We start from the raw sequence: 26949 nt of genomic DNA on the forward strand, positions 1-26949 counted from the left end.
CCCATGATCAGACCCATCGCCATCCTCGCCATCGCCGGCCTCGCCGTCTCTGCCGTCTCGCTGTCGATCGCCGCCTCTTTGGATCGGGCTCCGTTCGTCGCCGCCTGGCCGGCGTGGGATCGGGGGATCATGCAGGACGCCTGCACCGGCGGAGCCGAGCAGCAAAGCCGCGAGCTCGCCTGGGACGGCGACGGCAGCCGCCTCGACATCGGCGTGCCGGCGGTCGCTCAGGTCGAGCCAGGAGTCGAGCGGAAGATCCACGTGGAAGGCCCGGCCGCCGCGGTCCAGCATCTGGCGATGCAGGATGGGCAGCTCAGCTTCGATGGCTGCCTCTGGAACGGCTCGCCCGGCCAGCTCACGATCCATGTGTCCGGCCCCTCGATCCGGCGCTTCGCCGTGAGCGGTGCGGGCCGGCTGGTGCTCGAAAGAATCGATCAGCCCGACATCGACATTGCGATCGCCGGCGCCGGATCGATCGCCGGCAAGGGCCATGCCGGCGAGGCAAAAATCAGGATCGCCGGCGCCGGCAAGGCGGAGCTGGGTGAGCTTGCGGTCGAGCGGCTGACGGTGCGGATCGCCGGCAGCGGCCGGGCGACGGTCGCGCCCAAGGACTCGGCCGATGTGAGGATCGCCGGCTCGGGCGATGTGCGGCTCGCGACACGGCCCGCGCATCTCACGACCCGTATCTCCGGATCCGGACGCATCCGCGAGGCGCAATCCAGCTCGACCACGCCCTGAGGAGCCGATGATGATGCCATCGAGAGCGCTCGCAGGTGCCGTGCTGCTCGGCTTGGCGGCGGCGTCGATCGCGCTGCCGGCGGGCGCTGTCGGCTTCCAATACGTGTCCGTGCCGGACCCGGATGATCGGCCGCTCGAGGTCGGCATCTGGTATCCGAGCGATGCGCCTGCCGCGCCACAGAAGGAGGCGCTCCTGCCGCAGATCGTGGCGCCCGATGGAGCGCTTGCCGGCGAGCATCTGCCGCTGGTCGTCATTTCCCATGGCAGCGGCGGCTGGTTCGGCAGCCATGTCGACACCGCCCTGGCGCTGGCCGAAGCCGGCTATGTGGTGGTGGCGCCGACGCATACCGGCGACAATTTCCGCGACAAGAGCGACTTCGGCACCCTCAAATCCTTGCAGAGCCGGCCACGGCACGTGCAGCGCGTGCTCGACTACATGCTGGAGGCCTGGCCCGCGCATGGCCGTCTCGACCCGGCGGGCATCGGTATCTTCGGATTTTCGGCCGGAGGCTATACGGCCCTGGTGGCGATCGGCGGCGAGCCCGCTCTCGGCCGCATCAATCCCGATTGCGCCGCCGACCCCGCGGGATCCGCGTGTCGTCGCCGCGTCGCGCAGCCCAAGCCCGCCAAGCGATCGAGGCCGGTTTGGCCGCACGTGCCGCGCTTCAAGGCAGCGGTCATCGCCGCCCCCGGACTCGGCTACGCCTTCGATGCGCCGGCACTCGCCGGAGTCCATGTTCCGGTGCAGCTCTGGGCCGGCGCCGAAGACGCGATCGTGCCGACGCTGACCAGCACCGCGTTCCTGCGCCAGGCCTTGCCGACGGCGCCGGACTACCACCTCGTTCCCGACGCGCGGCACTACAGCTTCCTCACCCCCTGCGACGGCAGCGCGAACGAAGCCATGGACTACTGCAAAGATAAGGCCGGCTTCGATCGCCGCGCTTTTCATCGCGCGCTGAATGCCGCCATGCTCGCCTTCTTCAATATCCAGCTCCGTTCACATTGACGGTGCATCACGCTGGCACACGCAGGGCGACCTATCGAAGATCATCCCACCGGCGGCACGGTCTGGAAGGCAGCGATCGTCTACTCCGGTACGGTGGCGCTAAGCTGGAGCATGGTCGCAGCTCTCCGCCGCCCTCCTTGGATCCGGTGCACGATCTAGCGATAGGGCGTCAACGATGACGGGCTCTCGAGGAACGATGGACGAAACGCAGTTCTCCGAGCTTGCGTCCTGGATCACCGAGGTGGGTTTGGCCGGCCGCGCCGAGACCTTGATGCTGACCGGGTTTTGCGAGCGCGCGGTGGTGGCCGGGCTGCCGCTGGCGAGCGGCCTCGTCATCATCGACACGCTGCACCCGACCCATGAAGGCCACGCCTTTCGCTGGCGCGAGGACGAGGCGGAGACGAAGTTCATCGAGTATGGCAGCAGCCATGAGGGGAAAGCCGCGGAGACATGGCGCCGAAGCCCGTTCTATCGGCTGCTGGAGACAGGTGACTCCGTGCTGAGGCGGCGCTGGAATCCGGCGGCGCTGGCGGAATTTCCGTCGATCAAGGACATGGTCCCGCCGGGCTCCACCGAATACGTGGCGATGATCAGCCGCTTCGCCGCCGCCGGCGCCATCGGGGAGATGGATTGCGTCTATCTCGCCTGGACCACACGCCGCCCGGGAGGTTTCGACGACGAAGCGATGGCGGCCTTGCGGCGCCTCGTCCCCTTCCTTGCGATCGCGATGAAATGCGCGGCTCTCGCCCGAGTCGCCACCAATCTGGTCGAGACCTATCTCGGCCGCGGCGCCGGGCGGCTGGTCCTGAGCGGGCGCATCGCGCGCGGCGTGGCCGATCGGATCGAGGCCGTCTTGTGGTTCAGCGATCTTCGCGGCTACACCAAGATCTCCGACTCCTCGCCGCCGGAAGAGATCGTCCCCCTGCTCAACGACTATGCCGAGGCGGTGATCTCCGCCATCCACGCGGAGGGCGGCGACGTCTTGAAGCTGATCGGCGATGGCGTGCTGGCGATCTTCCGGGTCGAGGACCGCAAGGCGGCGTGTCGATCGGCGATCGCGGCGGCACTCGCCGCCGATCGGGCGATCGAGGAGCTGAACCAGCGCCGCGCCGGCCGGAATGCGCCCACGACCCACATGTATCTGGGGCTCCATAGGGGCGAGGTGTATTTCGGCAATATCGGCAGCAAGGATCGGCTCGACTTCACCGTGGTGGGTCCTGCGGTGAACGAGGTGAGCCGCATCGGCGCCATGTGCCGGTCCTTGGATCAACCGGTGCTGACCTCGGCCGGCTTTGCCGAAGCGCTTGGCGATGCCAGGCCGCGGCTGGTTTCCGTCGGCCGCTACGCGCTCCGCGGCGTCGGGCGGGCGCAGGAGCTGTTCACCATCGATCCGGAGGATCGCCGGTAGTGCTTTATGTCGTCGCCGGATTCAATATTCCAAGCCGCCGCTCAACGCGCTCGATCCGCTCGCCAAGGCGGTCAATGGCAGCCTGCATTCGCGCGCTCTCCGTTCTGACGGCCGCCAAGCCGAGCTCCACCGCCGAGAGACGATGTTTGATGTCCGTGATATCGGCGCGCATGAGACGCTGCTCGTCCAGCACTTGCTGGAGCATGCGCCCAATCAGATCGAGAGTGAAGGGCTCGGCCACGGGAATAGTCTAGTTCCCTGCCATTTCGAGGTCCAGATACCAACGCTGCAACGGCCTCGTGGACTCTGCAGCATCGAGACCGGCCGAGGACGCTCTTGATGCTCGGCCGGCCTAGTCGAAATCCGCCGCCAGCGCCGCGCGGATCGGTTCGGGCAGCACGGTCATGTGCCCGTATTGGGGATGCTCGAAGCCGAGAAGGACGTGCTCGCCCGGGGTCTTGAAGCGGCGGATCTGGGCTTGCGTGAAGGCGAAGTGCACGAACTGCACCGAGGAGGCCTTGCCCTCCTCGGAGGTGCGATCCTGGTCCTTCTCGGGTGCCGCATTGACCGTCTCCTCGTCGAGCCGCATGAACACCGTCTCCTCGACGCCGCCCAATTCGGCCAGCACGGTGCGGCGGCGCTCCGGATCGTCGATCTCGAAGAAAATGGTGGCGACCAGCTCCTCGCCTTTGGGAATGAGCGGATTGTAGGCGTCGAGCTCGCCCGCCACCTGCTCGGCCCCACCCTTCTCGATGTAGAGCATCTCGTGCACCTGCAGCCACATGCTCTGATAGCTCTCGAAATGGAAGGTGGCGTAGGGCCCGACCGCCAGGCGCCGGTTGCGCTTCTGCTCGATGATCTCCCGGCGCTTCTCTTTGCGGATCGCCGCATATTCGGCCATCGGCATGATGTCGGAAGGGGTGAGCCTGTGCTTGGCTTCCATGCTCGTCGGCCTTCCCTCAGAGACCGAGCCCGTAGGCTTTGGCGAAGATCTCGATCGGATGCAGGCTCTCCGGCAAGGCGCCCGCCCCGTCGAGGCGCTCCAGACCCTGCAGGATGTGGCGCGCTGCCAAGGGGCATTCGGAGGCGAGATAGGGTTTCGCCTCTATCTTGATCTGGCGCGCGACCGGTTTTCCCTGCTTCAGGGCAACCTCGAAATGCTGCTGCATGACGCCCCAGGAGCCGCCATGGCCGGAGCAGCGCTCGACCACCGCGAGCTCGGCGCCGGGGATGAGCCGCAAGAGGTCGGCCGCCTTCTGTCCGATGTTCTGCGCTCGCGCATGGCAGGCGATGTGGAGGCCGATGCCGCCATCGAGGGCCTGAAGGCCCGGCGCCAATCCTTCCTTGCGCGCGATGTCGACGATGTACTCGCTGATGTCCCAGGTGGCGCCGGCGAGCTTCTTCACCCGCTCATCCTCCGGCAGGATCAGCGGCCACTCGAATTTGAGCATGAGCGCGCAGGAGGGAATGAGCGCGATCACGTCATAGCCCCGGTCGATCCAGGGCCCGAGCTCGGATGCGACATGGGCGGCCTTGCCGGCGACCCGCGAGAGGGCGCCATGCTCGAGCTGCGGCATGCCGCAGCAGCCGGGATAGACCACCTCGGTTTCGACCCCGTTCTTGGCGAGAACGGCCTGTGCGGCGGCTCCGATTCTGGGCTCGTTGTAGTTGACGAAGCAGGTGGCGTAGAGGACGGCCTTGCGCCCATGGGCGGGCGCGCCGGCGTCGACTGCGGGCGGCCTCAACCGGGCACGGCGAAGGAAGGTCGAGCCTTGGAACTTCGGCAGCGCTGCCTCGCGGTGCACCTTCGCCACCCGCTCGAGGAGAGGGCGGGTCAGGCGATTGGAGGTGTCGCCGGCCCAGTTGACGATGGGTGCGGCCAGGCTCGCGAGCTTGCCGTTGCGATCGGTCTCGGTCAGCTGCCGCTCGGCGAAGGCGACCTCGCCCTTGCGTTCTGCGACCGCCCGATAGCGCAGCATCAGATGGGGAAAGTCGAGGTTGAATTCGTGCGGCGGCACATAGGGACATTTGGTCATGTAGCAGAGATCGCAGAGCGTGCAGGCATCCACGACCTGGGCGAAGTCCTCGCTCTTGACCGCGTGCATCTCCTCTGCGCCAGCGGCATCGACGAGATCGAAAAGCCGGGGAAAGCTGTCGCAGAGATTGAAGCAGCGGCGACAGCCATGGCAGATGTCGAAGACGCGCCGCAATTCGGCGTCGAGCTTGGCCTCATCCCAGAATTCGGGATTGGTCCAGTCGAGCTTGTGGCGTGTCGGCGCCTCAAGGCTGCCTTCGCGCATGCCCACTCCTACGACCCCGATCCATGCTCAGCAAAAGAAAAGCGAAGGGGACCGGTTCGAGAGGCTCGGTCCCCTTACGCGAGATGATTAGAGGCCGTCGAGCGCCTTCTGGAAGCGGCCGGCGTGACTCTTCTCGGCCTTGGCCAAGGTCTCGAACCAATCGGCGATCTCCTCGAAGCCCTCTTCGCGCGCCGTCTTCGCCATGCCCGGGTACATGTCGGTGTACTCGTGGGTCTCGCCGGCGATCGCGGCCTTCAGATTGAGGGCGGTGCCGCCGATCGGCTTGCCGGTCGCCGGATCGCCGACCACCTCGAGGAACTCGAGATGGCCATGGGCGTGGCCGGTCTCGCCCTCGGCGGTGGAACGGAAGACCGCGGAGACGTCGTTGTAGCCTTCGACATCGGCCTTCTGGGCGAAATACAGATAGCGCCGGTTCGCTTGGCTCTCGCCGGCGAACGCGTCTTTCAAGTTCTTCTCGGTCTTGCTGCCTTTTAAGCCAGCCATGACGCTCTCCTTCACTTGGACTCAAAATCGCGCTGGGGCACCACCCGGCCTGAGCCGGCAAGGTGCCTCCTCACGGGGCTGGTATGGACCAGCCGCCGGGCGAAGTCAATACATTAGAATTGATCCAAGAAGCGGCGTAACTCAAGCACTTGGCGGAGTTTATGCCGCCTATTTCTGTGTGTGCAGACGGATCACGACATCCACCCGATCGATGACCATGCCCGCCGGCGCGGCCGGCAGGCTGGTGACCGCCACGGCGTCATTGGCGATGTCGCGAAGCTCGCCCGTGTCGACGAACAGGAAGTGGTGGTGATCGGAGGTGTTGGTGTCGAAATAGGCGCAACCGGCCTCGACCACGACCTCGCGCAACAGCCCGGCGCGGGTGAACTGATTGAGGGTGTTGTAAACCGTGGCGAGCGAGACTGGGACCCGCGCCCGCACGGCCTCGCCATGCAGCTGCTCGGCGGTCACGTGCCGATCGGCCGCTTCGAAGAGCAGGCGTGCCAGCGCCAAACGCTGGCGGGTCGGCCTCAAGCCGGCGCGTCTCAGGCGCTCCAGGCTCTCTGCGAAGGGGCGGCTCGCGCCCCGCATCTTCTGGGTCATGCCGTTCGATTCCTAACCCTGCTCCCGGCCGAGACCGGCCGCGAAAGCGGATAACTCACTCAGTCGCCGGTGGTCAAGCGCTGCACCAGCTGGTTCACCGTTGGAACGAAACCATTGGCATAGAACGGATCGGAGGCGAAACGATAGGCGTTGTGCCCGGCGAACATGAGCTCGTTCTCGACCTCGCTCGAATGGCTGATGGCTTGCAGGGTTTTTTGGATGCAATAGGACCTGGGGTCGGCCTTCTTGTGGGTGGTGCCTTCCTCGTTCTGCGCCCAATTGGAGAAGAGGCAGGCGGACAGGCAACCCATGCATTCGATCTGATCGTTCTGGATCTGGCGGGCCTTGGCCGGGGCGACGAAAATGAGGGTGGTATCGGGCGTGCGCAGCGCCTCGGTGTAGCCCTGGGCGACCCAAGCATCGGCGCGGAGCTTGTCATGGGCGGTCAAGTACACCTCGCGGCCGCGGGCGCCGACTTTGAAGGAGGTGTCATGGTCGGCCACCGGGTGGGCCTGATAGGCGACCTGGCGCTCCGCTCGCTCCTTCAGCTCCCTCAGGAAAGCGTTGGTGACAGCCGAGGAATAGAATCCGGTCGGGCTGAACCGGTTGAGCCAGACATCGCCGTCCTTGAGCGTCAGCAGCTTCCGCTTCCAGGCAGGCGAGATCGGACTTTCCTGGGTCAAGAGCGGCCGCGTGCCGAATTGGAAGGCGACTTTGCCGATCTCGGGATTGTCGAGCCAATGCTCCCATTCCCGCATGTACCAGACCCCACCCGCCATGATGATCGGGGTCTCGCCCAGGCCGAACTCGTTCATGAGCTGGCGGAGCTCGCGCACCCGGGGATAGGGGTCCTCGGGGCGGGTCGGATCCTCGCTGTTGGAGATGCCGTTATGGCCGCCGGCAAGCCAGGGATCCTCGTAGACCACACCCCCCAGCCAATCGCGGAAGCGGTGATAGGCGCGCTTCCACAAGGCCCGGAAGGCGCGGGCCGAGGAGATGATCGGATAGTAGTAGACCCGGTACTGGGCGGAGATCTCGGCGATGCGATAGGGCATGCCGGCCCCGCAGGTGACGCCGTTTATGAGGCCCTTGGCGCCCTCGAGGATGCCGTGCAGCGTCCGCTCCGAGGCGGCCATCTCCCACAGCACGTTCATATGGATGCGGCCCTGGCCGCTCGCCTTCTCCCAGGCGATGCGAGCCTGGGCGATGCCGCCCTTGATCGAGAGCGCGACCAGCTCCTCGTGGCGCTCGCGCCGGGTGCGGCCGTGATAGACCATGGGAATGAGCCGGCCGCTCGCATCGAAGGCGTCGGCATTGACCCCGGAGAAGGTTCCGACCCCGCATGACGCCGCCCAGGCGCCCGAACTCTCGCCGTTGGACACGGCGATGCCTTTGCCGCCCTCGACCAGGGGCAGAACCTCGCGGCCCGACAGCATGATCGAATTCAGCGCCCGCACGAACCGATCCTCCCGCTGGCCCAGCCCCCGTTTACGGGATGGTTGCTAGTCATTCTTATATACGCTTTGCGCCCAGAAAGACCACGGGCTCACGATTCGATTACATTCCGCCGATGGCCGGCACCAGCAGGTCCGGGGCGTCGGTGATGACCGCATCCACGCCCAAGCCGACGAGCCGGCGCGCCTCCTCCGGGAGGTTGCAGGTCCAGGTGACCACGGCAAGGCCGGCCGCCTTGATTTCGCTCACCCATTTCGGGGTGAGGTGCTTCCAGTTGGGGTTGATCGCCCGGCAGCCCAAGGCCTCGGCTGCGGCCCGCCAGTCCCGCTCATGCCGGTCGAGGAGAAGACCCCGCGGCCATTCCGGCATCGCCTCCTGGGCCGCCGCCAGCGCCGGGCGCTTGAAGCTCGAAAAGAGCGGCGGCGGCAAATGCCCGGGCCAGCAGGCCTTGGCGGTGGCGACCGCCTCGAGTGCGGTCTCGCGCTCGCGTCCTGGGCAGGGCTTGATCTCGATGTTGACACCCATGCCGCACCCGGCGATGACCGCCAGCGCCTCGCTCAGAAGCGGCACCCGCTCGCCGGCAAAGGCCGGAGCAAAGCGGATGCCGGCATCGGCATCCGCCAGCTCCCGCCAGTCGCTGGCCTCGATCCGCCCCGTGCGGTCGGTGGTGCGATCCAAAGTCTCGTCATGGATCACCACCGGCACGCCGTCCCGGGTCAGCATGACGTCGAGCTCGACCCAGCCGGCACCGAGCTCGGCCGCTTTCCTGAAGCCGGCCAAGGTATTCTCCGGCGCGCGCAAGGCCGCACCCCGATGCCCGACGATGCGGGCGAGACCGAGCAGCAAAACCAACTACTCGGCGACCTGCGCCGACTGCGTGAGATCGCGCCCGGTGGCCTGGTCCACCGCCTTCATCGACAGCTTGACCTTGCCGCGATCATCGAAGCCCAGGCACTTCACCTTGACCTGGTCGCCGACCTTGACCACGTCGGCGACCTTGCCGACCCGGTGCAGCGCCAGCTCGCTGATATGCACCAGGCCGTCGCGGGCGCCCAGGAAGTTCACGAAGGCGCCGAAGTCGACGACCTTGACCACCTTGCCGGTGTAGATCGCCCCCACCTCGGGCTCGGCCACGATGTTTCGGATCCAGTCGATCGCCGCCTTCGAGGCCTCGTTGTCGACGGCCGCGATCTTCACCGTACCGTCGTCCTCGATATCGATCTTGGCGCCGGTCACCTCGCAGATCTCGCGGATGACCTTGCCGCCCGGGCCGATGATCTCGCGGATCTTGTCCTTAGGCACGGTCATCGTGGTGATGCGCGGCGCGTTCTGCGAGACCGCTTCCCTGGCGCTGGTGAGCGCCTTCGCCATCTCGCCCAGGATGTGGAGGCGACCCTCGCGCGCCTGGCTCAAGGCCTGCTTCATGATCGCCTCGGTGATCGAGGTGATCTTGATGTCCATCTGGAGGGCGGTCACACCGCTCTCGGAGCCGGCGACCTTGAAGTCCATGTCGCCCAGATGGTCCTCGTCTCCCAGGATGTCCGAGAGCACGGCGAACTTGGCCTCTTCCTTGATCAATCCCATGGCGATGCCGGCAACCGGACGGCCCATCGGCACGCCCGCATCCATCATCGCCAACGAGGCGCCGCAGACGCTCGCCATGGAAGACGAGCCGTTCGATTCCGTGATCTCGGAGACGATGCGGAGCGTGTAGGGAAAGTTCTCCTTGGACGGCAGCAAGGGATGGACCGCCCGCCAGGCGAGCTTGCCGTGGCCGACCTCGCGGCGTCCGGGCGAGCCCATGCGGCCGGCCTCGCCGACCGAGTAGGGCGGGAAGTTGTAGTGCAGGAGGAAGTGCTCGCGATACTCGCCCGCTAGCGCATCGATGATCTGCTCGTCCTGGCCGGTCCCGAGGGTTGCGACCACCAGGGCCTGGGTCTCGCCGCGGGTGAAGAGGGCGCTGCCATGGGCGCGCGGCAAGACACCCACCTCGCAGACGATCGGCCTGACCGTCTTGGTGTCGCGGCCGTCGATGCGCTGACCGGTCTCCAGGATGGCGCCGCGCACGATGTCGCTCTCGAGGTCCTTGAATAGGCTCTTGACCAGCTCGGCCTCGATGCCTTCGGCCGCGAGCGTCTCAACCGCCTTCTTCTTGACCGCATCGATCTTGGAATGGCGCTGCTGCTTCACCGTCTCGCGGTAGGCCTGGATCAGCTCGGCTGTCGCCACCGCCTTCAAGCGCGCGCGCGCCGCCGGGACCGCCGAGGGCTCCTCGGGCAGAGGCCAAGGCTCCTTCGCCGCCGCTTCCGCCAGCTCGATGATGGCGCCGATCACCGGCTGGAAGCTCTTATGGCCGAACATGACCGCGCCCAGCATGATCTCCTCGGAGAGCTCCTTCGCCTCCGACTCGACCATGAGCACGCCTTCGACCGTGCCGGCCACCACCAGGTCGAGCTGCGAGTTCGGCAGCTCGTCGCGCTGCGGGTTCAGCACATACTCGCCGCCGACATAGCCGACCCGGGCGGCAGCGATGGGCCCCAGAAACGGGATGCCGGAGAGTGTCAGGGCCGCCGAGGTGCCGATCAAGGCGACGACGTCGGGATCGTTCTCCAGGTCATGGCTCAAGACCGTGCAGACGACCTGCGTCTCGTTGCGGAAGCCGGGCGCGAACAAGGGCCGGATCGGCCGGTCGATGAGCCGGCTGGTCAGCACTTCCTTCTCCGAGGGCCGACCCTCGCGCTTGAAGAATCCACCCGGGATCTTGCCCGCGGCGAAGGTCTTTTCCTGATAGTTGACGGTGAGCGGGAAGAAATCGATGCCGGGCTTCGGCGTCTTCATGCCGACGACCGTGCAGAGCACCACCGTCTCTCCATAGGTGGCCAGCACGGCGGCGTCCGCCTGGCGGGCGATCTTGCCGGTCTCGAGCACGAGCCGGCGTCCGCCCCACATCAGTTCTTTACGAAATACCTTGAACATTGGGTTGAATTCCTTTCACCCCGGGGCCGCTCGGATAGGATCTTCCCCTCGGCCTCGCGCTCCGGGGAGGGACGGGGAGGGGTGATCCTCACCCCTGCCAAATCCCCACCCCGAAAGGAGCGCGATGGGCGGACGGGAAGAACTCGGCGCATCCATGCGCCGGCGGACGGTGCCGCCTGCCGGGAATCGGCAGGAAACGGCGCCGCGAAGGGCGCGGCCCCTCTTCTTTCGCCTCTTCGTCTTTCGGTGCTTTCCATGACACGGAAGGGCCCGGTCGTCAAATTCACCGGGTCTGCCGCTTCCGGCCTGAACCCGCCTCAGCGGCGCAGGCCCAAACGCTGGATCAAGCCGTCGTAGCGGTCCTTGTCCTTGCGCTTCAGGAAGTCCAAGAGCCGGCGCCGCTGGCCGACCATCACCAGGAGCCCCCGGCGCGAATGCAGATCCTTCGCGTGGGTTCCCAAGTGATCGGTCAGGTGGCGGATCCGTTCGCTCAAGATCGCCACCTGGACTTCCGGCGAGCCGGTGTCGCCCGGCTTGGTGGCATATTCGGTAATGAGCGCAGCCTTGCGCTCCGGCGAGATCGACATCGGCCATCTCCTTATCGCTAGAGATTCAGCACCCGAACCGGGCAAATGCGACCTGCATCAAACCGGGCGAGCGCCACTGGCCTTCCGGCCGCCGTGGCGCAAAGCAAATCCCCGTCCTGCAAGTCGCCGAGCCTGTCGAGGTCGGACTTGCGGAACAGGGCGACCGCCTGGCCTTGACGCAGTCGATTGGCCTCGGTCCCAGTCAGGGCCAGCGCCGGGATGTCGTCCAGCGCGGTCTCGACCGGCAAGAGGTGCTCGAAAGCGGCCGGACTATGGCCCAACAGGGTCAGTGAATCCAGCGAAATCGCGCGGGTTTCCGCGAATGGACCGACCCGGAGCCGACGGAGCTGGGCGACATGGCCGAGGCTGCCGAGGACGCGGCCCAGGTCGCGGGCGAGCGCTCGCATATAGGCGCCCTTGCCGGATACCACCTCGAAAACCGCCAGATCGGGCGCGGGCTGGGAAACCAGGCTGAAGCGCTCGATCATGACCGGGCGCGGCTCGAGATGCACCGGCAGGTCGGCCCGCGCCAGGTCATAGGCCCGTTCTCCGGCGATCTTGAGGGCGGAGTAGGCGGGCGGTGTCTGCTGAATGAGGCCGGTGAAGCGAGGCAGCGCCGCTTGGATCGCATCGGCGGTGGGTCGATGGGCGCTCACCGCCGTCACCTCTCCCTCCGCATCATCGGTGGTGCGCGCTTCGCCCCAGCGGATGGTGAACCGATAGACCTTGGTCGCGTCCATGACGTAGGGCACGGTCTTGGTCGCCTCGCCGAACGCAATCGGCAGGACCCCCGTCGCCAAAGGATCGAGCGTGCCGCCATGGCCGGCTTTGGCCGCCTCGAAGAGGCGTCTGACCGCCCCCACGACCCGGGTCGAGGTCATCCCGCTCGGCTTGTCGATGATGAGCCAGCCGTCGACCTTGTTGCCCTTCCTTCTGCTCATAGCGGCGGGCTCATTCTTCGCCATCCTTGCCGGAGGCGAGGTCGCGTGCCACCGCCGGGCTTTTCAAGAGTTGCTCGATCCGGCTCGCCTCGTCGAAGCGCCGGTCGAGCTCGAAACGCAGCGCCGGGGCGAATTTGAGCCTGACCCGGTGGGCGAGCTCGCCGCGCAAATAGGCCGCCGCCCGCTTCAAGGCCTTGAGCAATGTCTCGCCGTCGCCGCCGCCGCCAAAGGGGGTGACGAAGATGGTGGCGTTGCGAAGGTCGGGGCTGACCTTGACCTCGGTCACGGTCAACTTGGCGGATGCGAGCTCGGGATCGCGCACATGACCTTCGGCAATGATGCCGACCAACGCGTGGCGGAGTTCTTCGCCGACCCTCAATTGGCGCTGCCCGGGAGCGCCGGTGGATTTGCGTGTCATCGATTGTGTCCTGGCCCAGCGTCTCGTCGGAGCTGCGCAAATGGGCGAACCCCGCCCGCCCGGGGGTGGACTTTGGGAGGGGGTGGGCCCCCTCCCCGACCCTCCTCGGGCGGGAAGGGATTTGGGTGAGGCTATCCTAGGAGCAGACGCGGCGACCCTCGACCTACAGCGTCCGCGCGACCTCCTCGACCTCGAAGCACTCGATGACGTCGCCCGCCTGGATGTCGTTGTAGTTCTCGAACGCCATGCCGCATTCGTAGCCTTCCTTGACCTCCCGCACCTCTTCCTTGAAGCGGCGCAGCGTCTTCAGCGTGCCCTCGTGGACGACCACGTTGTCGCGCAGCAGCCTGACCTTGGCGCCGCGTCGGACCATGCCTTCGGTCACCATGCAGCCGGCCACCTTGCCGACGCGGGTGATCTCGAAGATCTGCCGGATCGCGGCATTGCCGATGAGCTTCTCGCGGATGGTCGGCGCCAGCATGCCGCTCAACGCCGCCTTCACGTCGTCGACCACGTCGTAGATGATCGAATAGTAGCGGATCTCCACGCCGTCGCGACGCGCGAGATCGCGGGCCTGCGGATTGGCGCGCACATTGAACCCGATGATCACCGCGCCCGATGCCTTGGCGAGCGTGATGTCGGACTCGTTGATGCCGCCCACCGCGGCATGCAGGGTGCGCACCATCGCCTCGTCGGTCGACATGCGCTCGAGGCTGGCGCGGATGGCTTCGAGCGAGCCCTGCACGTCGGACTTGATCACCGCGGCGAACTGCTTCGCCCCGCCGCCGGCGGCGGCCTTCGCCATCATCTGCTCGACTGTGCCGCGCCCGGCCGCAGCGGCCTGGCTATCGCGCAGACGGCGCGCGCGGAAGTCGGCGACGTCGCGGGCCCGGGCCTCGTTCTCGACCACGGCAAACTCGTCGCCCGCCAAGGGCGTGCCGTTCAAGCCCAAGACCTCGACCGGGCTCGACGGTCCGGCCACCTCGATCGACTTGCCCTTGTCGTCGATGAGCGCTCTGACACGGCCCCATTCGGCGCCGGCGACGAAGATGTCGCCCACGCGGATGCTGCCGTTCTGCACGAGCAGCGTCGCAACCGCGCCGCGGCCGCGCTCGAGCTTGGCCTCGATGATGGCGCCCTCGCCCGGCCGGTTCGGATTGGCCTTGAGATCGAGCAGCTCGGCCTGGAGCACGATCGCCTCCTTCAGTCGCTCGAGCCCGACGCCGGTCTTAGCCGACACTTCGACGGCCAGCGTCTCGCCGCCCAAGTCCTCGGTGACGAGGCCATGCTGCAGGAGGTCGGTCTTCACCCGCTGCGGATTCGCCTCGGGCTTGTCGACCTTGTTGACGGCGACGATGACCGGCACGTTTGCCGCCTTGGCGTGGTTGATCGCCTCGATCGTCTGCGGCATGACGCCGTCATCGGCGGCGACCACGAGCACGACGATGTCGGTCACGTTGGCGCCGCGGGCGCGCATGCTGGTGAAAGCCTCGTGGCCCGGAGTGTCGATGAAGGTGATGCGCTCGCCGGTGTCGAGCTCCACCGAATAGGCGCCGATGTGCTGGGTAATGCCGCCTGCCTCGTGCGCAGCCACGTCGGTGTGGCGAAGCACATCCAAGAGCGAGGTCTTGCCGTGGTCGACATGGCCCATGACCGTGACCACGGCTGCCCGCGTCAGCAGCACCTCGGGTTGATCGGCAGCACCGGTCAAGCCGATCAGCACGTCCGACTCCGACACGCGCTTTATCTTATGGCCGAACTCTTGGACCAGGAGATCGGCGGTGTCGGCGTCGACAATCTGATTGATCGTCGCCATCACGCCCATGCGCATCAACGCCTTGATCACGTCGGCGCTGCGCTCGGCCATGCGATTCGCCAGTTCCTGGACGGTGATGGTCTCCGGTACGACCACCTCGCGGATCACTTTCTGTCCCTCCGCGCGGGTCTGCTGCGCCCGCTGCTTCTCGCGCTCGCGCGCCCGCCTGACGGAGGCAAGGCTGCGCACGCGCTCTTCTTCGTCGAGCGCCTGCTGGATGGTGAGCTTGCCCGCGCGCCGGCGCGGCTCCTGGCGGCGCGTGGCGCCGGGGCTGGGCTTGCGCGCCTCCAGCCGGCCGGGCTTGCGCGCCTTGGCGGAGTCCTCCTCCTCCTCCTCGGCGGCGGTCTTGCCGGGTTTCGCCTTGGAGGGAAGCGGGCGCGCCGGCTCGGGCGCCGGCGCCGCCGGTGCTTCGGCGACAGCGGGTGCGGCCGCGGCCGCCTCGACTTTAGCCGGCGGCTCTGGCTGCGGCTCGGTGAGCGTTTCCGTCAGCGCTTCGAATTCCGGCTCCTCGACCGCCGGCATCTCCGCATCCGTATGCGGCAGATCCTGAGTCAGCACATCGCCATCGATGTGCTTGGCGGCTTCCTCGGCCCGGTGTGCGGCTTCGACCGCGCGGGCTCTGGCGGCGCGCTCCTCGGCGGTCAGCGTGCGGACCGGGGCGCCGCGCGGCGCGGCGGGCTGTGCTGCCTCGTCGACCTGGACCTCGGGCGGACGCGCCTCGACGGCGATCTCCAGCGCTGCCGCCGCTTCCTTCACCTCGGCCATGCGGCCGCCGGCGCCGGGCGCGAAGGTGCGCTTGCGCTTCACCTCGACGGTGACGGTCTTCGACCGGCCGTGCGGGAAGCTTTGGCGGACCTGACCGGTCTCCACGGTCTTCTTCAGCTCGAGCCGTCCCGGTCGGGACAGGCTCAGCATCTTCTTGCGGTCCTGCTCGTCGGTTGCCGTCATCTATATCCGCCTCAACCCGCCTCGTTCACGCCTCAACCACGATCTCGACTAGAAGCCGCCTCCGCCTTCGAACGGAAGCCGGCGAGATGTCCCTGCAACGCCAAAAGGCGGCCGGCCAGCTTTCCCCGGTCGACCACCGCATGCACCACCGCGTCCCGCCCGAAGGCGCCTCCGAGCTCGGCGGCCGTCAGCCCATCCATCACCGGCACGCCCTGGGCAAGCCCGCTCAGCTTGCCCCGCCCGCCGGCCGCACCGTCGGATGCCTCGATCATGAGCCCGGCGGCACCGCCGGCCAGACGCTCGCGCACCCGTTCGAACCCGCACACTGCCTGGCCCGCCCGGCGCGCGAGGCCGATCGCCTCGACCATCCGGCGCACAAGCCCCGCCGTCACCTGATCGGCCAGATCCGCCTCGGCCTTGACCCGGGTGTGGGCCGCCTTGGCAAACAAGCCGCGGGCGACCGCCCGCTCGACCAAAGCCCGCTCCGGCGCCACATATACGCCCCGGCCCGGCAGTTTGCCATCTAAGTCCGGCACCACCCGCGCGTCCGGCCCGACGACGAAGCGGATGAGATCGGCCTTGTCGGCGGTCCGTCCGCTCGCAATACACCGGCGGCGGGGGGCCTCCGCGGCCTCGCTCGCTGCCGGCATCCCATGCTCACATGGTAGCGGCCGTGCCATGTCCAGCCGGATGCATCACGCCGCGCTCGGCGCCGGCGCCGGCTCGTCGGCGAACCAATGGGCCCGTGCCGCCATGATCACCTGGTTCGCCTCCTCTTCGCTAAGCGCGTCGGCGCCGACGATCTCGCGGAGCTCGTCGCTCGCCAGGTCGGCCAGGTCATCCAACGTCTTGACGCCCTTATCGCCGAGCTGGACCAGCATCTGCGGCGTCAGCCCCTCGATAGCCGCCACTTCGTCGGCCACGCCCAAGGTCTTCCGCTGCTCGGTCAGCTTCTCGTTGCGCTCGGCGATGAACGCCCGCGCCCGCTCCCTGAGCTCGGCCGCGACGTCGCGGTCGAAGCCCTCGATGCCGGCCAAATCGTCCAAGGGGACGAATGCCACGTCCTCGACCGTGGTGAATCCTTCCGTCACCAGGAGATGGGCGATCACGTCGTCGACGTCGAGCGCCTCGATGAACATCTTCGAGCGCGAGCGGAACTCCTCGGTCCGCCGCTCGGATTCCTCGGCCTCGGTCAGGATGTCGATATCCCATCCCGTCAGCATGGATGCCAGGCGCACGTTCTGGCCGCGCCGCCCGATGGCGAGGCTCAGCTGGTCGTCGGGAACGATTACCTCGATGCGACCCGCGTCCTCGTCCAAGACCACCTTCGCCACTTCGGCCGGCGCCAGCGCGTTCACCACGAAGTTGGCGGGGTCCTGCGACCAGGGAATGATGTCGATCTTCTCGCCCTGCAGCTCGGCCACCACCGCCTGCACGCGGCTGCCGCGCATGCCCACGCAGGCGCCGACCGGGTCGATCGAGGAATCATTGGAGATGACCGCGATCTTGGCGCGGCTGCCGGGGTCGCGCGCCACCGCCTTGATCTCGATGATGCCGTCGTAGATCTCCGGCACCTCCTGGGCGAACAGCTTCGCCATGAATTGCGGATGGGTGCGCGACAGGAAGATCTGCGGGCCCCTGAGCTCCTCGCGCACGTCATAGATATAGGCGCGCACCCGGTCGCCGGTGCGGAAACTCTCGCGCGGCAGGAGCTCGTCGCGCCTGAGGATCGCCTCGGCGCGGCCCAGATCCACGGTGACATTGCCGAACTCGACCCGCTTGACCAGACCGTTGACGATCTCGCCGACCCGGTTCTTGTACTCGTTGAACTGCCGGGTGCGCTCGGCCTCGCGCACCTTCTGCACGATCACCTGCTTGGCGGTCTGCGCGGCAACCCGGCCGAAATCGATCGGCGGCAGCGGATCGACGAGGAAGTCGCCGATGGCCGCATCGGGCTTGATCGCCTCCGCCTGGGCCAGCGTCAGTTGCGTGGCCTCGTTCTCGATGATCTCGACCACCTGACGATGGCGGGTGAGCAGGATGTCGCCGCTCACCCGATCGATCGAGGCGCGAATGTCGTGCTCGTGGCCGTATTTGGAGCGACCCACCTTCTGGATGGCCATTTCCATGGCTTCCAGCACCTCGTCGCGCTCGATGCCCTTCTCGCGGGCGACAGCGTCGGCCACTTGCAGGAGCTCGAGTCGGTTCAATAGATATCCGCTGCTTTCCATCGCCTCTTGGTATCCCAAATCTCGAATTAAACGCCTAGTGCCGCTTGGCGCCCTGGGCGAGCAGCTCGTCGGTCATGACGAGGCGCGCCTTCTGGATGATCGCGAGCGGCACATCGACCTCGCCCGACTCTTCGACCAGCCGCACTTTGGTCCCATCGGCCAGGCCGACGAGACGGCCCTTGAAGCGCCGCCTGCCGGCGACCGCAGCCTTGGTCTCGAGCTTGGCCACGAAGCCGGCAAACCGCGTGTAGTCCTCCGGCCTGGTGAGCGGCCGGTCGATCCCCGGCGAGCTCACCTCGAGGGTGTAGGTGCTGGCGATCAGATCCTCGACATCGAGCAAGGCCGAGACGGTCCGGCTGATGCGCGCGCAGTCCTCGACCGACATGGGCATGCCGTCGCGGCGCTCGGCCATGACCTGCAGCACCGGCCGATGCCTGCCGGAGAGCTGGATCCGCACGATCGCGTAGCCCAACGCCTCGATCGAGGGCGTCAGCATGCGTTCGATCCGATCCATCGGCCCGCCATTGGACGGGCTTACGGGCTCCATGCCTTCACCATCTCCTGCGAACGAAAAGGAGGCCTCTCAAACGAAAAAGTGGGCCCGCGGCCCACCTCGATCCTGATTCCCGGCAATTCGTCCAACCAGTAGGCCTTACGGGAATCGAGGCGGGACTATAGCGATTTCCCCGCGTCCATCAAGGGCTTTATCCCGCGCGGCATCCGCTCGAAGAGCAAGTAGTGCGGGCTCAAGCCCTTGGCAAGCGCCTTCGCCTCATAGCGGGTAGGGATCCAGCCGGGCGGCCTCAGGACGGTGTCCTCGGGCACCTGGCGCACACCCTGCCAGAGCCCGTGGCCGGTCATGGTCTCGCGCATGGCGGCCACATAGTCGGCATCGTCGCTGGCGAGCAGGAGCCGAGCCCCGTCGGACATGATCCGCGCCAGCTCGCCCGCGGTCTTGGGATTGACCAGGCGGCGCTTGTGGTGCCGGAGCTTGGGCCAGGGATCGGGAAACAGGATGAAGCAACGGGCGATCGAAGCCTCGGCCAAGGCCTCGATGAGGATGCGGCCGTCCTCGGGGAAGATGCGGATATTGCCGAGGCGCTCCCTCTCGATCCGGGCCAAGAGCGAGGCAATGCCGTTCAAGAACGGCTCGGCGCCGAGAAAACCGATCCCTGGATGGTCCTTGGCGGCGACGGCCAGGTGCTCGCCCCCGCCGAAGCCAAGCTCGAGCCAGACGGCCGCGGCGGGCGGCTGAAACAGCGTGCTTGGATCGAGCCCGGGTGTGGCCTCGATCCGGAGCGCCGGCAGCAGCCGGGCCAAGAGCTCGCGGCGGCCAGGGCGAAGCGGCCGACCCTGGCGGCGGCCATAGAGGACTCGGCGGGGGCGCCGGTCGGTTTCGGCCAACAGTCAGCCCCTATTTCTCACCGGGATCGGGAGCAGCGTCGCGCCGCGCCAAGCCGCTCGCCGGGGGTGGGATATAGAAGGGGGTGGTCCCCACCCCCTCCTCGATCCTCCCCCAGTGCGCAGCATTGCTCTTCGCGGCTTTCCTCGCCGGTGATCGCGTGAGCCCGTCGCTGCCCCGATCCCGGTGAGAAATAGGGGCTTACCGAAACGCCGCCTGCAGACCCTTCACCAGGTCGAGGCGCTCCCAGGAGAAGGCGCCATCCGGCTCGGGCTTGCGGCCGAAATGACCATAGGCGGATGTCCGCGCATAGATCGGCCGGTTGAGGCCGAGATGCTCGCGGATGCCCCGCGGGGAGAGATCCACGAGCTGCTGCAGCACCTTCGACAGCTTGGCCTCGTCCACCTGGCCGGTGCCGTGGGTGTCGACATAGACCGAGAGCGGGCGGGCGACGCCGATGGCATAGGAGAGCTGGATGGTGCAGCGCTGGGCGATGCCGGCGGCCACGACGTTCTTCGCCAGGTAGCGCGCCGCATAGGCGGCCGAGCGGTCGACCTTGGTCGGATCCTTGCCGGAAAAGGCGCCACCGCCATGGGGCGCCGCACCGCCATAGGTGTCGACGATGATCTTGCGGCCGGTGAGGCCGGCATCCCCATCCGGCCCGCCGATGACGAAGCGGCCGGTCGGGTTCACATAGAAATGCGCCTCGTCGCACATCCAACCCTCGGGCAGGACCTTTTTCACATAGGGCCGGACGATCTCGCGCACATCGTCCTGGTCGACCTTTTCGCTGTGCTGGGTCGAGACCACGATGGCTGTGCAACCGACGGGCTTGCCGTTGACGTAGCGAAGCGTGACCTGGCTCTTGGCGTCCGGCCCCAGCATCGGTTCCTTGCCGCTATGACGGGCCTCGGCCATGGTGCGGAGAATGTTCTGCGCGTATTGAATCGGCGCCGGCATCAGCTCCGGGGTGTCGTTGCAGGCATAGCCGAACATGATCCCCTGGTCGCCCGCGCCCTCGTCCTTATTGCCCTTGGCGTCGACGCCCATGGCGATATCGGCCGATTGGGCGTGGAGGTAGATGGCGATTTTCGCCTTCTGCCAATGGAAACCTTTCTGCGCGTAGCCGATGTCCTTGATGGCGCGGCGGATCGGCGATTCGAGCTTCTCTTTCTTGATCTTGCCGTCCTTGGTGACGAGCGAGCGGGGTCCGCGTACCTCGCCTGCGAGCACGATGCGGTTGGTGGTGACCAAGGTCTCACAGGCGACGCGGGCAAAGGGATCCGCACCCAGGAACAGATCGACGATGGTGTCGGAAATGCGGTCGCAGACCTTGTCGGGGTGACCCTCGGCAACGGACTCGCTGGTGAAGACGTAGTCGGATTTCGCCACAGGCGCCCCCCCGTCAGCTGCGGATCTGCATTGGAATCGGCGGGCGCCTCAGATGAGGAGGCAACCGATCGGTGCCGGATCGCAAAGCGCCGTGTTCTCGCAAGGTTTACGGCGACGGGTCAAGCAGTTTCCGGCGATCCGCCTCCGCGGTGCGGCGCGCTCGGCTTGTGGGCAGGATGTGGGCCGGAGAATGGGCCTAGGCCTGAGCCTTGCCATTCGCGTTGGCGATCGACTTCGCCAGCTCGAAGACGCGCTTGCGGACCGTGAGATCGTTGATCCGGTAATAGGCGCGCACCAGCTCCAAAGTCTCGCGCCTTGCCATCGGGTCGGCATCGAAATCGGCCGGACGCTCTTCGGCGAGCCCGGCGCTGAGCTGTCCCGGCGAGCGCGCCGCCACCTCAGAAGCCATGTCTTCGAAAAAATAGGAGACGGGAACGTCCAGCACCCGGCTCAGATCGAACAGCCGGCTGGCGCCGATCCGGTTGGTGCCGCGCTCGTATTTCTGCACCTGCTGGAAGGTCAGGCCCAGCGCCTCGCCCAATTTTTCTTGGCTCATGCCAAGCAAGGTTCGACGCAGGCGTACGCGGCCCCCGACATGCACGTCGATGGGGTTGGGCTTACCGTCTGGGGAGCCGCGCGAGAACGCTCGACGCGTGCTTCCTCGTGGAGCCATGGCAGCGATTTTCCAATCGGAATGTGGTTAACTAATTAGGCCATACTTCCGTATGCGGTCAATACGATATTGCTTAGTTGTGGCAGGACCTTGCCACTATTTTTTTGTCCCACGCCGACGCTCGATGCCGGCACCGGCAAGGAGCATTCCAAGGCCCAATAGAACACACATGGTGTCGCCCCAGCGCGCATAAAGGGGGGCCGTCGCCAGCGCTCCCGGCAAGGGCGAATCAATCACCCCCTCACGGTCGAGACCGAGCCGGGCGCGCACGCGGCCATAGGCATCGACCACGCCGGAGATGCCGGTATTGGCCACGCGCACCAAGGGTAGCCCCTCCTCGATGGTGCGCATGCGGGCGATGGCGAAATGCTGGTAGGGCCCGGTCGAGCGCCCATACCAGGCATCGTTGGTGAGGTTGACGAGCCAAGCCGGGCGCGCGCCTTCATTCACCACCTGGCCCGGGAAAATCGCTTCGTAGCAAATGAGCGCGCCGGCCGGGGGCGCGCCTGGAATCAGCAGCCTCTCGAGCCCGGCGCCGGTCGAGAAATCGACCTCCCCCACCAAGGTCCAGCTCGCCGGGAACAGACGGCGGAGCGGTTGGTATTCCCCGAAGGGCACCAGATGAACCTTGTCGTAGCCGGCAACCTGTCTTCCCTCCTCGTCGAAGACGAGAAGCCCATTCCAGACTTGCCAAGGCTGGAGACCGGGAGGAGTCACCCGGATGGCACCGGTGATGAGCGCCCCGCCGCGGGGCAGCGCCTGGCCGAGGATGGGGATCGGCCGGGGATCGCGCACGACCGGGTAGGGAAGCGCCGTCTCCGGCCAAATCACATGGGTGATCGGCGCATCGCCCGGCCGCATCGATAGCTCGACGTAGCGGGCAAGGGTCGCCGCCTGCTGCTCGGGCACGAATTTGAGGTGTTGCGGCACATTGCCCTGAACCAGGCGCAGCCGCACGCCGGCGACGTCGGCCTCGCCGGCGCCCTCGAGGCGCAGCCAGCCCGCGCCCGCGATCAGGAAGAGGCCGGCAAGAGCGATCATCACCGCGACGCGGCCCCGCGGGCGAGCCAGGAGTGCGGGCATCGCCGCCACCGCCACGGTGATCAGGCTGAGGCCGTAGGCGCCGATGACCGAGGCCGCCTCAGCCACCCAGAGCCAGTCGGCCCAGGCATAGCCGATCAAGTTCCACGGAAAGCCGGTCAGCACATGCCCGCGCAGCCATTCGAGCGCGGTCCATGCCAGCGCCAGCGCCAGCACGCGCGCGGCACCCTGCCACCGGGTCCGCCAGACGAGCCAGAGCGCCGCACCGGTGAAGAGTCCCAGAACCGCCGGCAGCCCCGCCACCGCAAACGGCACCGCCCAGGCGAAAGTCCAACCGTCGACGATGAGCGCGTTGGCGATCCAATAGAGGCCGAGCACGAAGTAGCCGAAGCCGAACCACCAGCCGGCAAGAAAGGCGCCGGCGCTGCCGGCGGCGCCATCCAAGAGCCAGAGCAGGCCCGGAAAGGAAATGAGGAGGACCGGTGCTGCATCGAAAGGCGGCAGCGCCAGGGCGGCGAGCCCGCCCAGCCCAAACGTCGCCAGCGCGCGCGACCATCCCCGGCTTCGCGCGCATGACGCTGCGATCCGCGGCAGCCGACCCGGCGCTTGGTCCGAGATGGTGCTCAGGCTTCTTCGGCCGGTGCCGGCGGTCTGGCGCCGATGACACGCAAGCGCTTCACGCGGCGGGCATCGGCCTCGATCACCTCGAACTCGAGACCGGAAGGGTGGCGCACGAGCTCGCCGCGCGCGGGCACGCGCCCGATCAGCGAGACCACGAGCCCGCCGATGGTGTCGATGTCCGCCCGTTCCTCGGGTGAGACGATCGGCCCGACCCGGGCCTCCAGCTCCTCGATGGTCGCGCGCGCATCGGCGAGCACCGAGCCGTCGGGCCGATCGACGAGACGCGGCGCCTCGGTCTCGTCATGCTCGTCCTCGATCTCGCCGACGATCTCTTCGACCAGGTCCTCGATGGTGACGAGCCCGTCGATGCCGCCGAACTCGTCGACCACCAGCGCCATGTGGGTGCGCACTGCCCGCATCTCCAAGAGGAGATCCATGGCCCGCATCGCCGGCGAGACGAACAAGACCTTGCGCAACAGGCCGCGCAGCGGAACGCTCTGCCCGGAAGCAAGCCGGGTGAAGACGTCCTTGATGTGGACCATGCCCACGACGTCGTCCAGCGTCTCGCGATAGACCGGCAGGCGCGAATGGGCCGAAGCGACCATCCGCTTCGCCAGCTCGTCCATGGGCGTGTCGACCTCGACGGCGACGATGTCGGCGCGCGGCACGGCGACATCGGTCGCGGTCAGGGAACGGAGCTTCAGAATGTTGGCGATGAGCGCCCGCTCATCGTCGGCGATCGGCGCCTCCTCCTCCCGCTCCTCGATCAGCTCCTCCAAGGTCTCGCGCAGCGAGGCCTCGGCTTCGCGATCCGGCCGCAGCCGCGACAGCCAACCGCGCAGCCGGCGCCGGAGCACCGATTCCTGCACCTCGCCATGGGAATGGGGCGATCCGGCGGAGGCACCGCCGGCACCGCGAAACGAGGTGTCGGTCATGGGCGCGCTCGCACCTCTGCCCGCGCCTCGCGCCGGCGGACGGCGGCGCTCTGGAGGCAAGCGCGGTAGGGATCGGGCACGCCCAGCTTGGCGAGGATCGTCCGCTCGAGCCTCTCCATGGCCGCCGCCTCGGCGTTCCTGGCGTGATCATGGCCGAGAAGATGCAGCACGCCATGGACGACGAGATGGCTCAAATGATCGGCAAAGGGCTTCTTTTGCTCTTTGGCTTCGCCCTGCACCGTCTCGAAGGCGAGCACCACGTCGCCGAGGAGGCGCGGCTGCCGGGCTGCACCGCTCGCCGCATCGCCGGCGAAGGAGAGCACATTGGTCGGCTTGTCCTGGCCGCGAAACTCACGGTTCAGCCGCCGCGCCAGCCGGTCGCCGGCAAGCGCGATGCTGAGCTCGACGGCTCCCTGCGCCGGTCCGCTTGCGAGCGCCGCCATCGCCGCGCGCCGGGCGACGGCGGCGCAATCCGGCAGCTTGGCGGTCCAACGCCTCGAGAGCATGGCGATCGCGATGTCAGGCTTCGCTCTCACCGATGCTCCTCTTTGGCCTTGGCGGCAAGCAGCCTTGGATCCTTCGCGTTGTAGGCGCGTACGATCCGGGTCACCAGCGGATGGCGGACCACGTCGGCATCGGTGAACTCCGTGACGGTGACACCGGTGACCCCCTTCAGTGTCTCCAAGGCGTCGTTGAGCCCGGACCTGGCGCCGAGCGGCAGATCGATCTGGCTCGGATCGCCGGTGACCGACATGCGGCTGTTCTCGCCGAGCCGGGTCAGGAACATCTTCATCTGCGTGGGCGTGGTGTTCTGCGCCTCATCCAAGATGATGAAGGAGTTGGCGAGAGTGCGCCCGCGCATGAAGGCCAAGGGCGCGATCTCGATCTCGCCCGACTTCAAGCGACGATCCACCTGCTCGCCCGGCATCATGTCGTAGAGCGCATCGTAGAGCGGGCGGAGATAGGGGTCGATTTTCTCCTTCATGTCGCCGGGAAGGAATCCCAGGCGCTCGCCGGCCTCGACCGCCGGACGCGACAGGATGATGCGGTCGACCCGCTTCTCGCGGAGAAAGGCCACGGCCACCGCCACGGCGAGGTAGGTCTTGCCGGTGCCGGCGGGACCGAGACCGAACACCAGCTCGAAGCGCCGGAGCGCATGGATATAGTCCGCCTGCACCGGCGAACGGGCGATGATCGGGCGCTTCCAGGTCTGCACCGCAGCACCCGCCTCCTCGAAGCCTTCGCCGTTGCCGGAGGCGGCCTCACCCTGGCCGCCCTGCCCGGCCCAGAGAATGGCGGCATCGACCACCGAGGCCTCCAGCTCGGGCGGTGCGGCACCGCCGCGCTTGTGCTCGGCCAGACGGTCGTAGAGCGCCTTCAGGGTGGCATCGGCGGCGCGGGCCGATCCTTCCGGTCCGGTAATGGCGACGACATTGCCGCGCGATGCGATGCTGACATCGAAGCTTTGCTCGATGCGAGCGAGGTGACGGTCGTGCTCGCCGAACAGGATCGGCAGCAGGCTATTGTCACCGAACTCTCGGCGGATCGGATCCTGACGCGTCAAGCTTGCGTCCCCGCAGGGGCCGCCGCCGCCGGCTCGACCAGGCGAGCAGCCAGACTGTTGGCGTAGGCGCCGATCACCTCGACATCGACCAAACGGCCGAGCATCCGGCTCGGCGCCTCGAAATACACCGACTGCATGTAGGGACTCCGACCGATCAGCTGGCCTGTACGCCGGCCGCCTCGCTCGGCCAGGACGGCGATGCGGCGGCCAAGCGCATCCCTGTTGAAGGCGCGCTGATGTTTGCCGATGGCGGCCTGCAGTTGCGCCAAGCGATCCTCCTTGACCGGTTCGGGCACTTGGCCCGCGAGCGCCGCGGCGGGGGTGCCGGGCCGCGGGCTGTATTTGAACGAGTAGGCTTGCGCGTAGGCGACACTCTCGACGAGCCCGACCGTCAGCTGGAAGTCTTCCTCGCTCTCGCCCGGAAATCCGACGATGAAATCCGAAGACAGCGCCAGATCGGCCCGCACCTTGCGAATGCGCTCGACGACCCGGAGATAGTGCTGGGCCGTATGGCGTCGGTTCATCGCCGCCAGGACGCGATCGGAGCCCGACTGCGCCGGCAGATGCAGGAAGGGCATGAGCTGCGGCACCTCGCGGTGGGCCTGAATGAGCTCGTCATCCATGTCCATGGGGTGCGAGGTCGTGTAGCGGAGCCGCTCGAGTCCGTCGATTTCGGCGAGCGCCCGGATGAGCCGACCGAGACCCCAGCCGGCACCGTCCGGCCCTTCTCCGTGATAGGCGTTGACGTTCTGGCCGAGAAGGGTGATCTCGATCGCCCCCGCCGCCACCAGGCGCCGAGCCTCGGCCAGGATCGCCTGGGCGGGCCTCGAGTATTCGGCGCCGCGGGTATAGGGGACGACGCAGAAGGTGCAGAACTTGTCGCAGCCTTCCTGCACCGAGAGGAAAGCTGAGGCGGCCGCTCTCAGGCTCGCCTCCGGCAAGTGGTCGAACTTGGGCTCGACCGGGAACTCCGTATCGAGCACGCCGCCGCCGGCACGGGTCGCCCGCGCCAACAGCTCCGGCAGCCGGTGATAGGCCTGCGGGCCCACCACCAGATCGACGAAGGGTGCCCGCTCGAGGATCTCCTGACCCTCGGCCTGGGCGACGCAGCCGGCGACCGCGATGATCATGCCCCGGCCTTGCTCCAGGCGCGCCTCCTTCAGCGGGCGCAGGCGCCCCAGCTCGGAGAAGGTCTTCTCCGCCGCCTTCTCGCGGATGTGGCAGGTATTGAGGATGATCATGTCGGCCGTCTCCGGCCGCGCCGCCGCCACAAAGCCGAGGGGCGCCAGGACATCCGCCATCCGACCGGAGTCGTAGACGTTCATCTGGCAGCCATAGGTTTTGATATAGAGCTGCTTCGCCAAGCTCTTACCCGGTCGGCGCGTTGCCG

The 26949-nt window shown here is 67.2% G+C and carries 26 protein-coding genes; 3 read left to right on the forward strand and 23 right to left on the reverse strand.

Annotation, left to right across the window (positions count from 1 at the left end; all coding sequences use genetic code 11):
• The first annotated feature begins 3 nt into the window (after positions 1 to 3).
• The 3 genes from HY058_17105 (at position 4) to HY058_17115 (ending at position 3152) form a co-directional block, all read left to right on the forward strand.
• The gene (locus HY058_17105) at positions 4 to 738 is read left to right on the forward strand and encodes a DUF2807 domain-containing protein (protein ID MBI3499015.1); all 735 of its coding nucleotides are present in this window, start codon (positions 4 to 6) and stop codon (positions 736 to 738) included.
• A gap of 10 nt (positions 739 to 748) precedes the next feature.
• Positions 749 to 1744: a dienelactone hydrolase family protein gene (locus tag HY058_17110; GenBank protein ID MBI3499016.1), complete on the forward strand. Its 996-nt coding sequence runs from the start codon at positions 749 to 751 to the stop codon at positions 1742 to 1744.
• A gap of 196 nt (positions 1745 to 1940) precedes the next feature.
• Positions 1941 to 3152: an adenylate/guanylate cyclase domain-containing protein gene (locus HY058_17115; GenBank protein ID MBI3499017.1), complete on the forward strand. Its 1212-nt coding sequence runs from the start codon at positions 1941 to 1943 to the stop codon at positions 3150 to 3152.
• A gap of 4 nt (positions 3153 to 3156) precedes the next feature.
• Here the strand turns inward: HY058_17115 and HY058_17120 are convergent, their stop codons facing one another.
• The 23 genes from HY058_17120 to miaB form a co-directional block, all read right to left on the reverse strand.
• Entirely contained in the window at positions 3157 to 3393 is a 237-nt protein-coding gene (locus HY058_17120; protein ID MBI3499018.1) for a hypothetical protein, read from the reverse strand.
• A gap of 111 nt (positions 3394 to 3504) precedes the next feature.
• On the reverse strand, positions 3505 to 4095 hold the full coding sequence (locus HY058_17125; GenBank protein ID MBI3499019.1) for a DUF3501 family protein: 591 nt from the start codon (positions 4093 to 4095) through the stop codon (positions 3505 to 3507).
• 16 nt (positions 4096 to 4111) lie between these two features.
• Positions 4112 to 5452: a glycerol-3-phosphate dehydrogenase gene (locus HY058_17130; GenBank protein ID MBI3499020.1), complete on the reverse strand. Its 1341-nt coding sequence runs from the start codon at positions 5450 to 5452 to the stop codon at positions 4112 to 4114.
• A gap of 87 nt (positions 5453 to 5539) precedes the next feature.
• Positions 5540 to 5956: a rubrerythrin gene (locus tag HY058_17135; protein ID MBI3499021.1), complete on the reverse strand. Its 417-nt coding sequence runs from the start codon at positions 5954 to 5956 to the stop codon at positions 5540 to 5542.
• 168 nt (positions 5957 to 6124) lie between these two features.
• The gene (locus tag HY058_17140; protein ID MBI3499022.1) at positions 6125 to 6547 is read right to left on the reverse strand and encodes a transcriptional repressor; all 423 of its coding nucleotides are present in this window, start codon (positions 6545 to 6547) and stop codon (positions 6125 to 6127) included.
• A 71-nt stretch (positions 6548 to 6618) separates the two neighbouring features.
• A complete protein-coding gene (locus tag HY058_17145; protein ID MBI3499023.1) occupies positions 6619 to 7995 on the reverse strand; it encodes a nitronate monooxygenase in 1377 nt (458 codons plus the stop codon).
• A 121-nt stretch (positions 7996 to 8116) separates the two neighbouring features.
• Entirely contained in the window at positions 8117 to 8860 is a 744-nt protein-coding gene (ugpQ, locus tag HY058_17150; protein ID MBI3499024.1) for a glycerophosphodiester phosphodiesterase, read from the reverse strand.
• A 6-nt stretch (positions 8861 to 8866) separates the two neighbouring features.
• The gene (gene pnp / locus HY058_17155; protein ID MBI3499025.1) at positions 8867 to 10990 is read right to left on the reverse strand and encodes a polyribonucleotide nucleotidyltransferase; all 2124 of its coding nucleotides are present in this window, start codon (positions 10988 to 10990) and stop codon (positions 8867 to 8869) included.
• A 317-nt stretch (positions 10991 to 11307) separates the two neighbouring features.
• On the reverse strand, positions 11308 to 11577 hold the full coding sequence (rpsO, locus tag HY058_17160; protein MBI3499026.1) for a 30S ribosomal protein S15: 270 nt from the start codon (positions 11575 to 11577) through the stop codon (positions 11308 to 11310).
• Between the two features lie 17 nt (positions 11578 to 11594).
• A complete protein-coding gene (gene truB / locus HY058_17165; GenBank protein ID MBI3499027.1) occupies positions 11595 to 12518 on the reverse strand; it encodes a tRNA pseudouridine(55) synthase TruB in 924 nt (307 codons plus the stop codon).
• A 10-nt stretch (positions 12519 to 12528) separates the two neighbouring features.
• A complete protein-coding gene (rbfA, locus tag HY058_17170; GenBank protein MBI3499028.1) occupies positions 12529 to 12936 on the reverse strand; it encodes a 30S ribosome-binding factor RbfA in 408 nt (135 codons plus the stop codon).
• A gap of 163 nt (positions 12937 to 13099) precedes the next feature.
• Entirely contained in the window at positions 13100 to 15700 is a 2601-nt protein-coding gene (gene infB / locus HY058_17175) for a translation initiation factor IF-2 (protein MBI3499029.1), read from the reverse strand.
• 32 nt (positions 15701 to 15732) lie between these two features.
• A complete protein-coding gene (locus HY058_17180) occupies positions 15733 to 16350 on the reverse strand; it encodes an RNA-binding protein (GenBank protein MBI3499030.1) in 618 nt (205 codons plus the stop codon).
• A 45-nt stretch (positions 16351 to 16395) separates the two neighbouring features.
• Positions 16396 to 17931 carry a transcription termination/antitermination protein NusA gene (gene nusA, locus HY058_17185; protein MBI3499031.1) on the reverse strand — a complete coding sequence of 512 codons (1536 nt, stop codon included), beginning with the start codon at positions 17929 to 17931 and terminating at the stop codon, positions 16396 to 16398.
• A 34-nt stretch (positions 17932 to 17965) separates the two neighbouring features.
• Positions 17966 to 18445 (reverse strand): ribosome maturation factor RimP, encoded by a 480-nt coding sequence (gene rimP, locus HY058_17190; GenBank protein MBI3499032.1) that lies wholly within the window; start codon positions 18443 to 18445, stop codon positions 17966 to 17968.
• 158 nt (positions 18446 to 18603) lie between these two features.
• Positions 18604 to 19335 (reverse strand): tRNA (guanosine(46)-N7)-methyltransferase TrmB, encoded by a 732-nt coding sequence (gene trmB, locus HY058_17195; protein ID MBI3499033.1) that lies wholly within the window; start codon positions 19333 to 19335, stop codon positions 18604 to 18606.
• 199 nt (positions 19336 to 19534) lie between these two features.
• Complete coding sequence (locus HY058_17200) at positions 19535 to 20725, reverse strand: methionine adenosyltransferase (GenBank protein MBI3499034.1); 1191 nt, start codon at positions 20723 to 20725, stop codon at positions 19535 to 19537.
• A 196-nt stretch (positions 20726 to 20921) separates the two neighbouring features.
• Complete coding sequence (locus HY058_17205) at positions 20922 to 21398, reverse strand: helix-turn-helix transcriptional regulator (protein ID MBI3499035.1); 477 nt, start codon at positions 21396 to 21398, stop codon at positions 20922 to 20924.
• Positions 21399 to 21494: 96 nt separating this feature from the next.
• Positions 21495 to 22883: an apolipoprotein N-acyltransferase gene (lnt, locus tag HY058_17210; protein MBI3499036.1), complete on the reverse strand. Its 1389-nt coding sequence runs from the start codon at positions 22881 to 22883 to the stop codon at positions 21495 to 21497.
• Between the two features lie 179 nt (positions 22884 to 23062).
• Positions 23063 to 23995, reverse strand: coding sequence for an HlyC/CorC family transporter (locus HY058_17215; GenBank protein MBI3499037.1), 933 nt, complete (start codon positions 23993 to 23995; stop codon positions 23063 to 23065).
• The gene (gene ybeY / locus HY058_17220) at positions 23992 to 24501 is read right to left on the reverse strand and encodes an rRNA maturation RNase YbeY (protein ID MBI3499038.1); all 510 of its coding nucleotides are present in this window, start codon (positions 24499 to 24501) and stop codon (positions 23992 to 23994) included. The genes HY058_17215 and ybeY overlap by 4 nt, the downstream gene beginning before the upstream one ends.
• Before the next feature lie 26 nt (positions 24502 to 24527).
• Positions 24528 to 25559 (reverse strand): PhoH family protein, encoded by a 1032-nt coding sequence (locus tag HY058_17225; GenBank protein ID MBI3499039.1) that lies wholly within the window; start codon positions 25557 to 25559, stop codon positions 24528 to 24530.
• On the reverse strand, positions 25556 to 26923 hold the full coding sequence (gene miaB / locus HY058_17230) for a tRNA (N6-isopentenyl adenosine(37)-C2)-methylthiotransferase MiaB (protein ID MBI3499040.1): 1368 nt from the start codon (positions 26921 to 26923) through the stop codon (positions 25556 to 25558). Before miaB ends, HY058_17225 begins: the two co-directional genes overlap by 4 nt.
• Positions 26924 to 26949 lie beyond the last annotated feature (26 nt).

The organism is Pseudomonadota bacterium, assembly GCA_016195085.1.
GTDB lineage: Bacteria > Pseudomonadota > Alphaproteobacteria > SHVZ01 > SHVZ01 > JACQAG01.

What these genes read in the sequence shown, in the direction of transcription:
- HY058_17215 (MBI3499037.1), bottom strand. Translation starts at nt 23,995, where the DNA reads ATGACCGACACCTCGTTTCGCGGTGCCGGCGGTGCCTCCGCCGGATCG.
- nusA (MBI3499031.1), bottom strand. Translation starts at nt 17,931, where the DNA reads ATGGAAAGCAGCGGATATCTATTGAACCGACTCGAGCTCCTGCAAGTG.
- rimP (MBI3499032.1), bottom strand. Translation starts at nt 18,445, where the DNA reads ATGGATCGGATCGAACGCATGCTGACGCCCTCGATCGAGGCGTTGGGC.
- truB (MBI3499027.1), bottom strand. Translation starts at nt 12,518, where the DNA reads ATGAGCAGAAGGAAGGGCAACAAGGTCGACGGCTGGCTCATCATCGAC.
- pnp (MBI3499025.1), bottom strand. Translation starts at nt 10,990, where the DNA reads ATGTTCAAGGTATTTCGTAAAGAACTGATGTGGGGCGGACGCCGGCTC.
- HY058_17135 (MBI3499021.1), bottom strand. Translation starts at nt 5,956, where the DNA reads ATGGCTGGCTTAAAAGGCAGCAAGACCGAGAAGAACTTGAAAGACGCG.
- infB (MBI3499029.1), bottom strand. Translation starts at nt 15,700, where the DNA reads ATGACGGCAACCGACGAGCAGGACCGCAAGAAGATGCTGAGCCTGTCC.
- HY058_17180 (MBI3499030.1), bottom strand. Translation starts at nt 16,350, where the DNA reads ATGCCGGCAGCGAGCGAGGCCGCGGAGGCCCCCCGCCGCCGGTGTATT.
- rbfA (MBI3499028.1), bottom strand. Translation starts at nt 12,936, where the DNA reads ATGACACGCAAATCCACCGGCGCTCCCGGGCAGCGCCAATTGAGGGTC.
- ybeY (MBI3499038.1), bottom strand. Translation starts at nt 24,501, where the DNA reads ATGCTCTCGAGGCGTTGGACCGCCAAGCTGCCGGATTGCGCCGCCGTC.
- HY058_17125 (MBI3499019.1), bottom strand. Translation starts at nt 4,095, where the DNA reads ATGGAAGCCAAGCACAGGCTCACCCCTTCCGACATCATGCCGATGGCC.
- HY058_17205 (MBI3499035.1), bottom strand. Translation starts at nt 21,398, where the DNA reads ATGGCTCCACGAGGAAGCACGCGTCGAGCGTTCTCGCGCGGCTCCCCA.
- HY058_17105 (MBI3499015.1), top strand. Translation starts at nt 4, where the DNA reads ATGATCAGACCCATCGCCATCCTCGCCATCGCCGGCCTCGCCGTCTCT.
- HY058_17130 (MBI3499020.1), bottom strand. Translation starts at nt 5,452, where the DNA reads ATGCGCGAAGGCAGCCTTGAGGCGCCGACACGCCACAAGCTCGACTGG.
- rpsO (MBI3499026.1), bottom strand. Translation starts at nt 11,577, where the DNA reads ATGTCGATCTCGCCGGAGCGCAAGGCTGCGCTCATTACCGAATATGCC.
- HY058_17115 (MBI3499017.1), top strand. Translation starts at nt 1,941, where the DNA reads ATGGACGAAACGCAGTTCTCCGAGCTTGCGTCCTGGATCACCGAGGTG.
- HY058_17140 (MBI3499022.1), bottom strand. Translation starts at nt 6,547, where the DNA reads ATGCGGGGCGCGAGCCGCCCCTTCGCAGAGAGCCTGGAGCGCCTGAGA.
- HY058_17110 (MBI3499016.1), top strand. Translation starts at nt 749, where the DNA reads ATGATGCCATCGAGAGCGCTCGCAGGTGCCGTGCTGCTCGGCTTGGCG.
- HY058_17145 (MBI3499023.1), bottom strand. Translation starts at nt 7,995, where the DNA reads ATGCTGTCGGGCCGCGAGGTTCTGCCCCTGGTCGAGGGCGGCAAAGGC.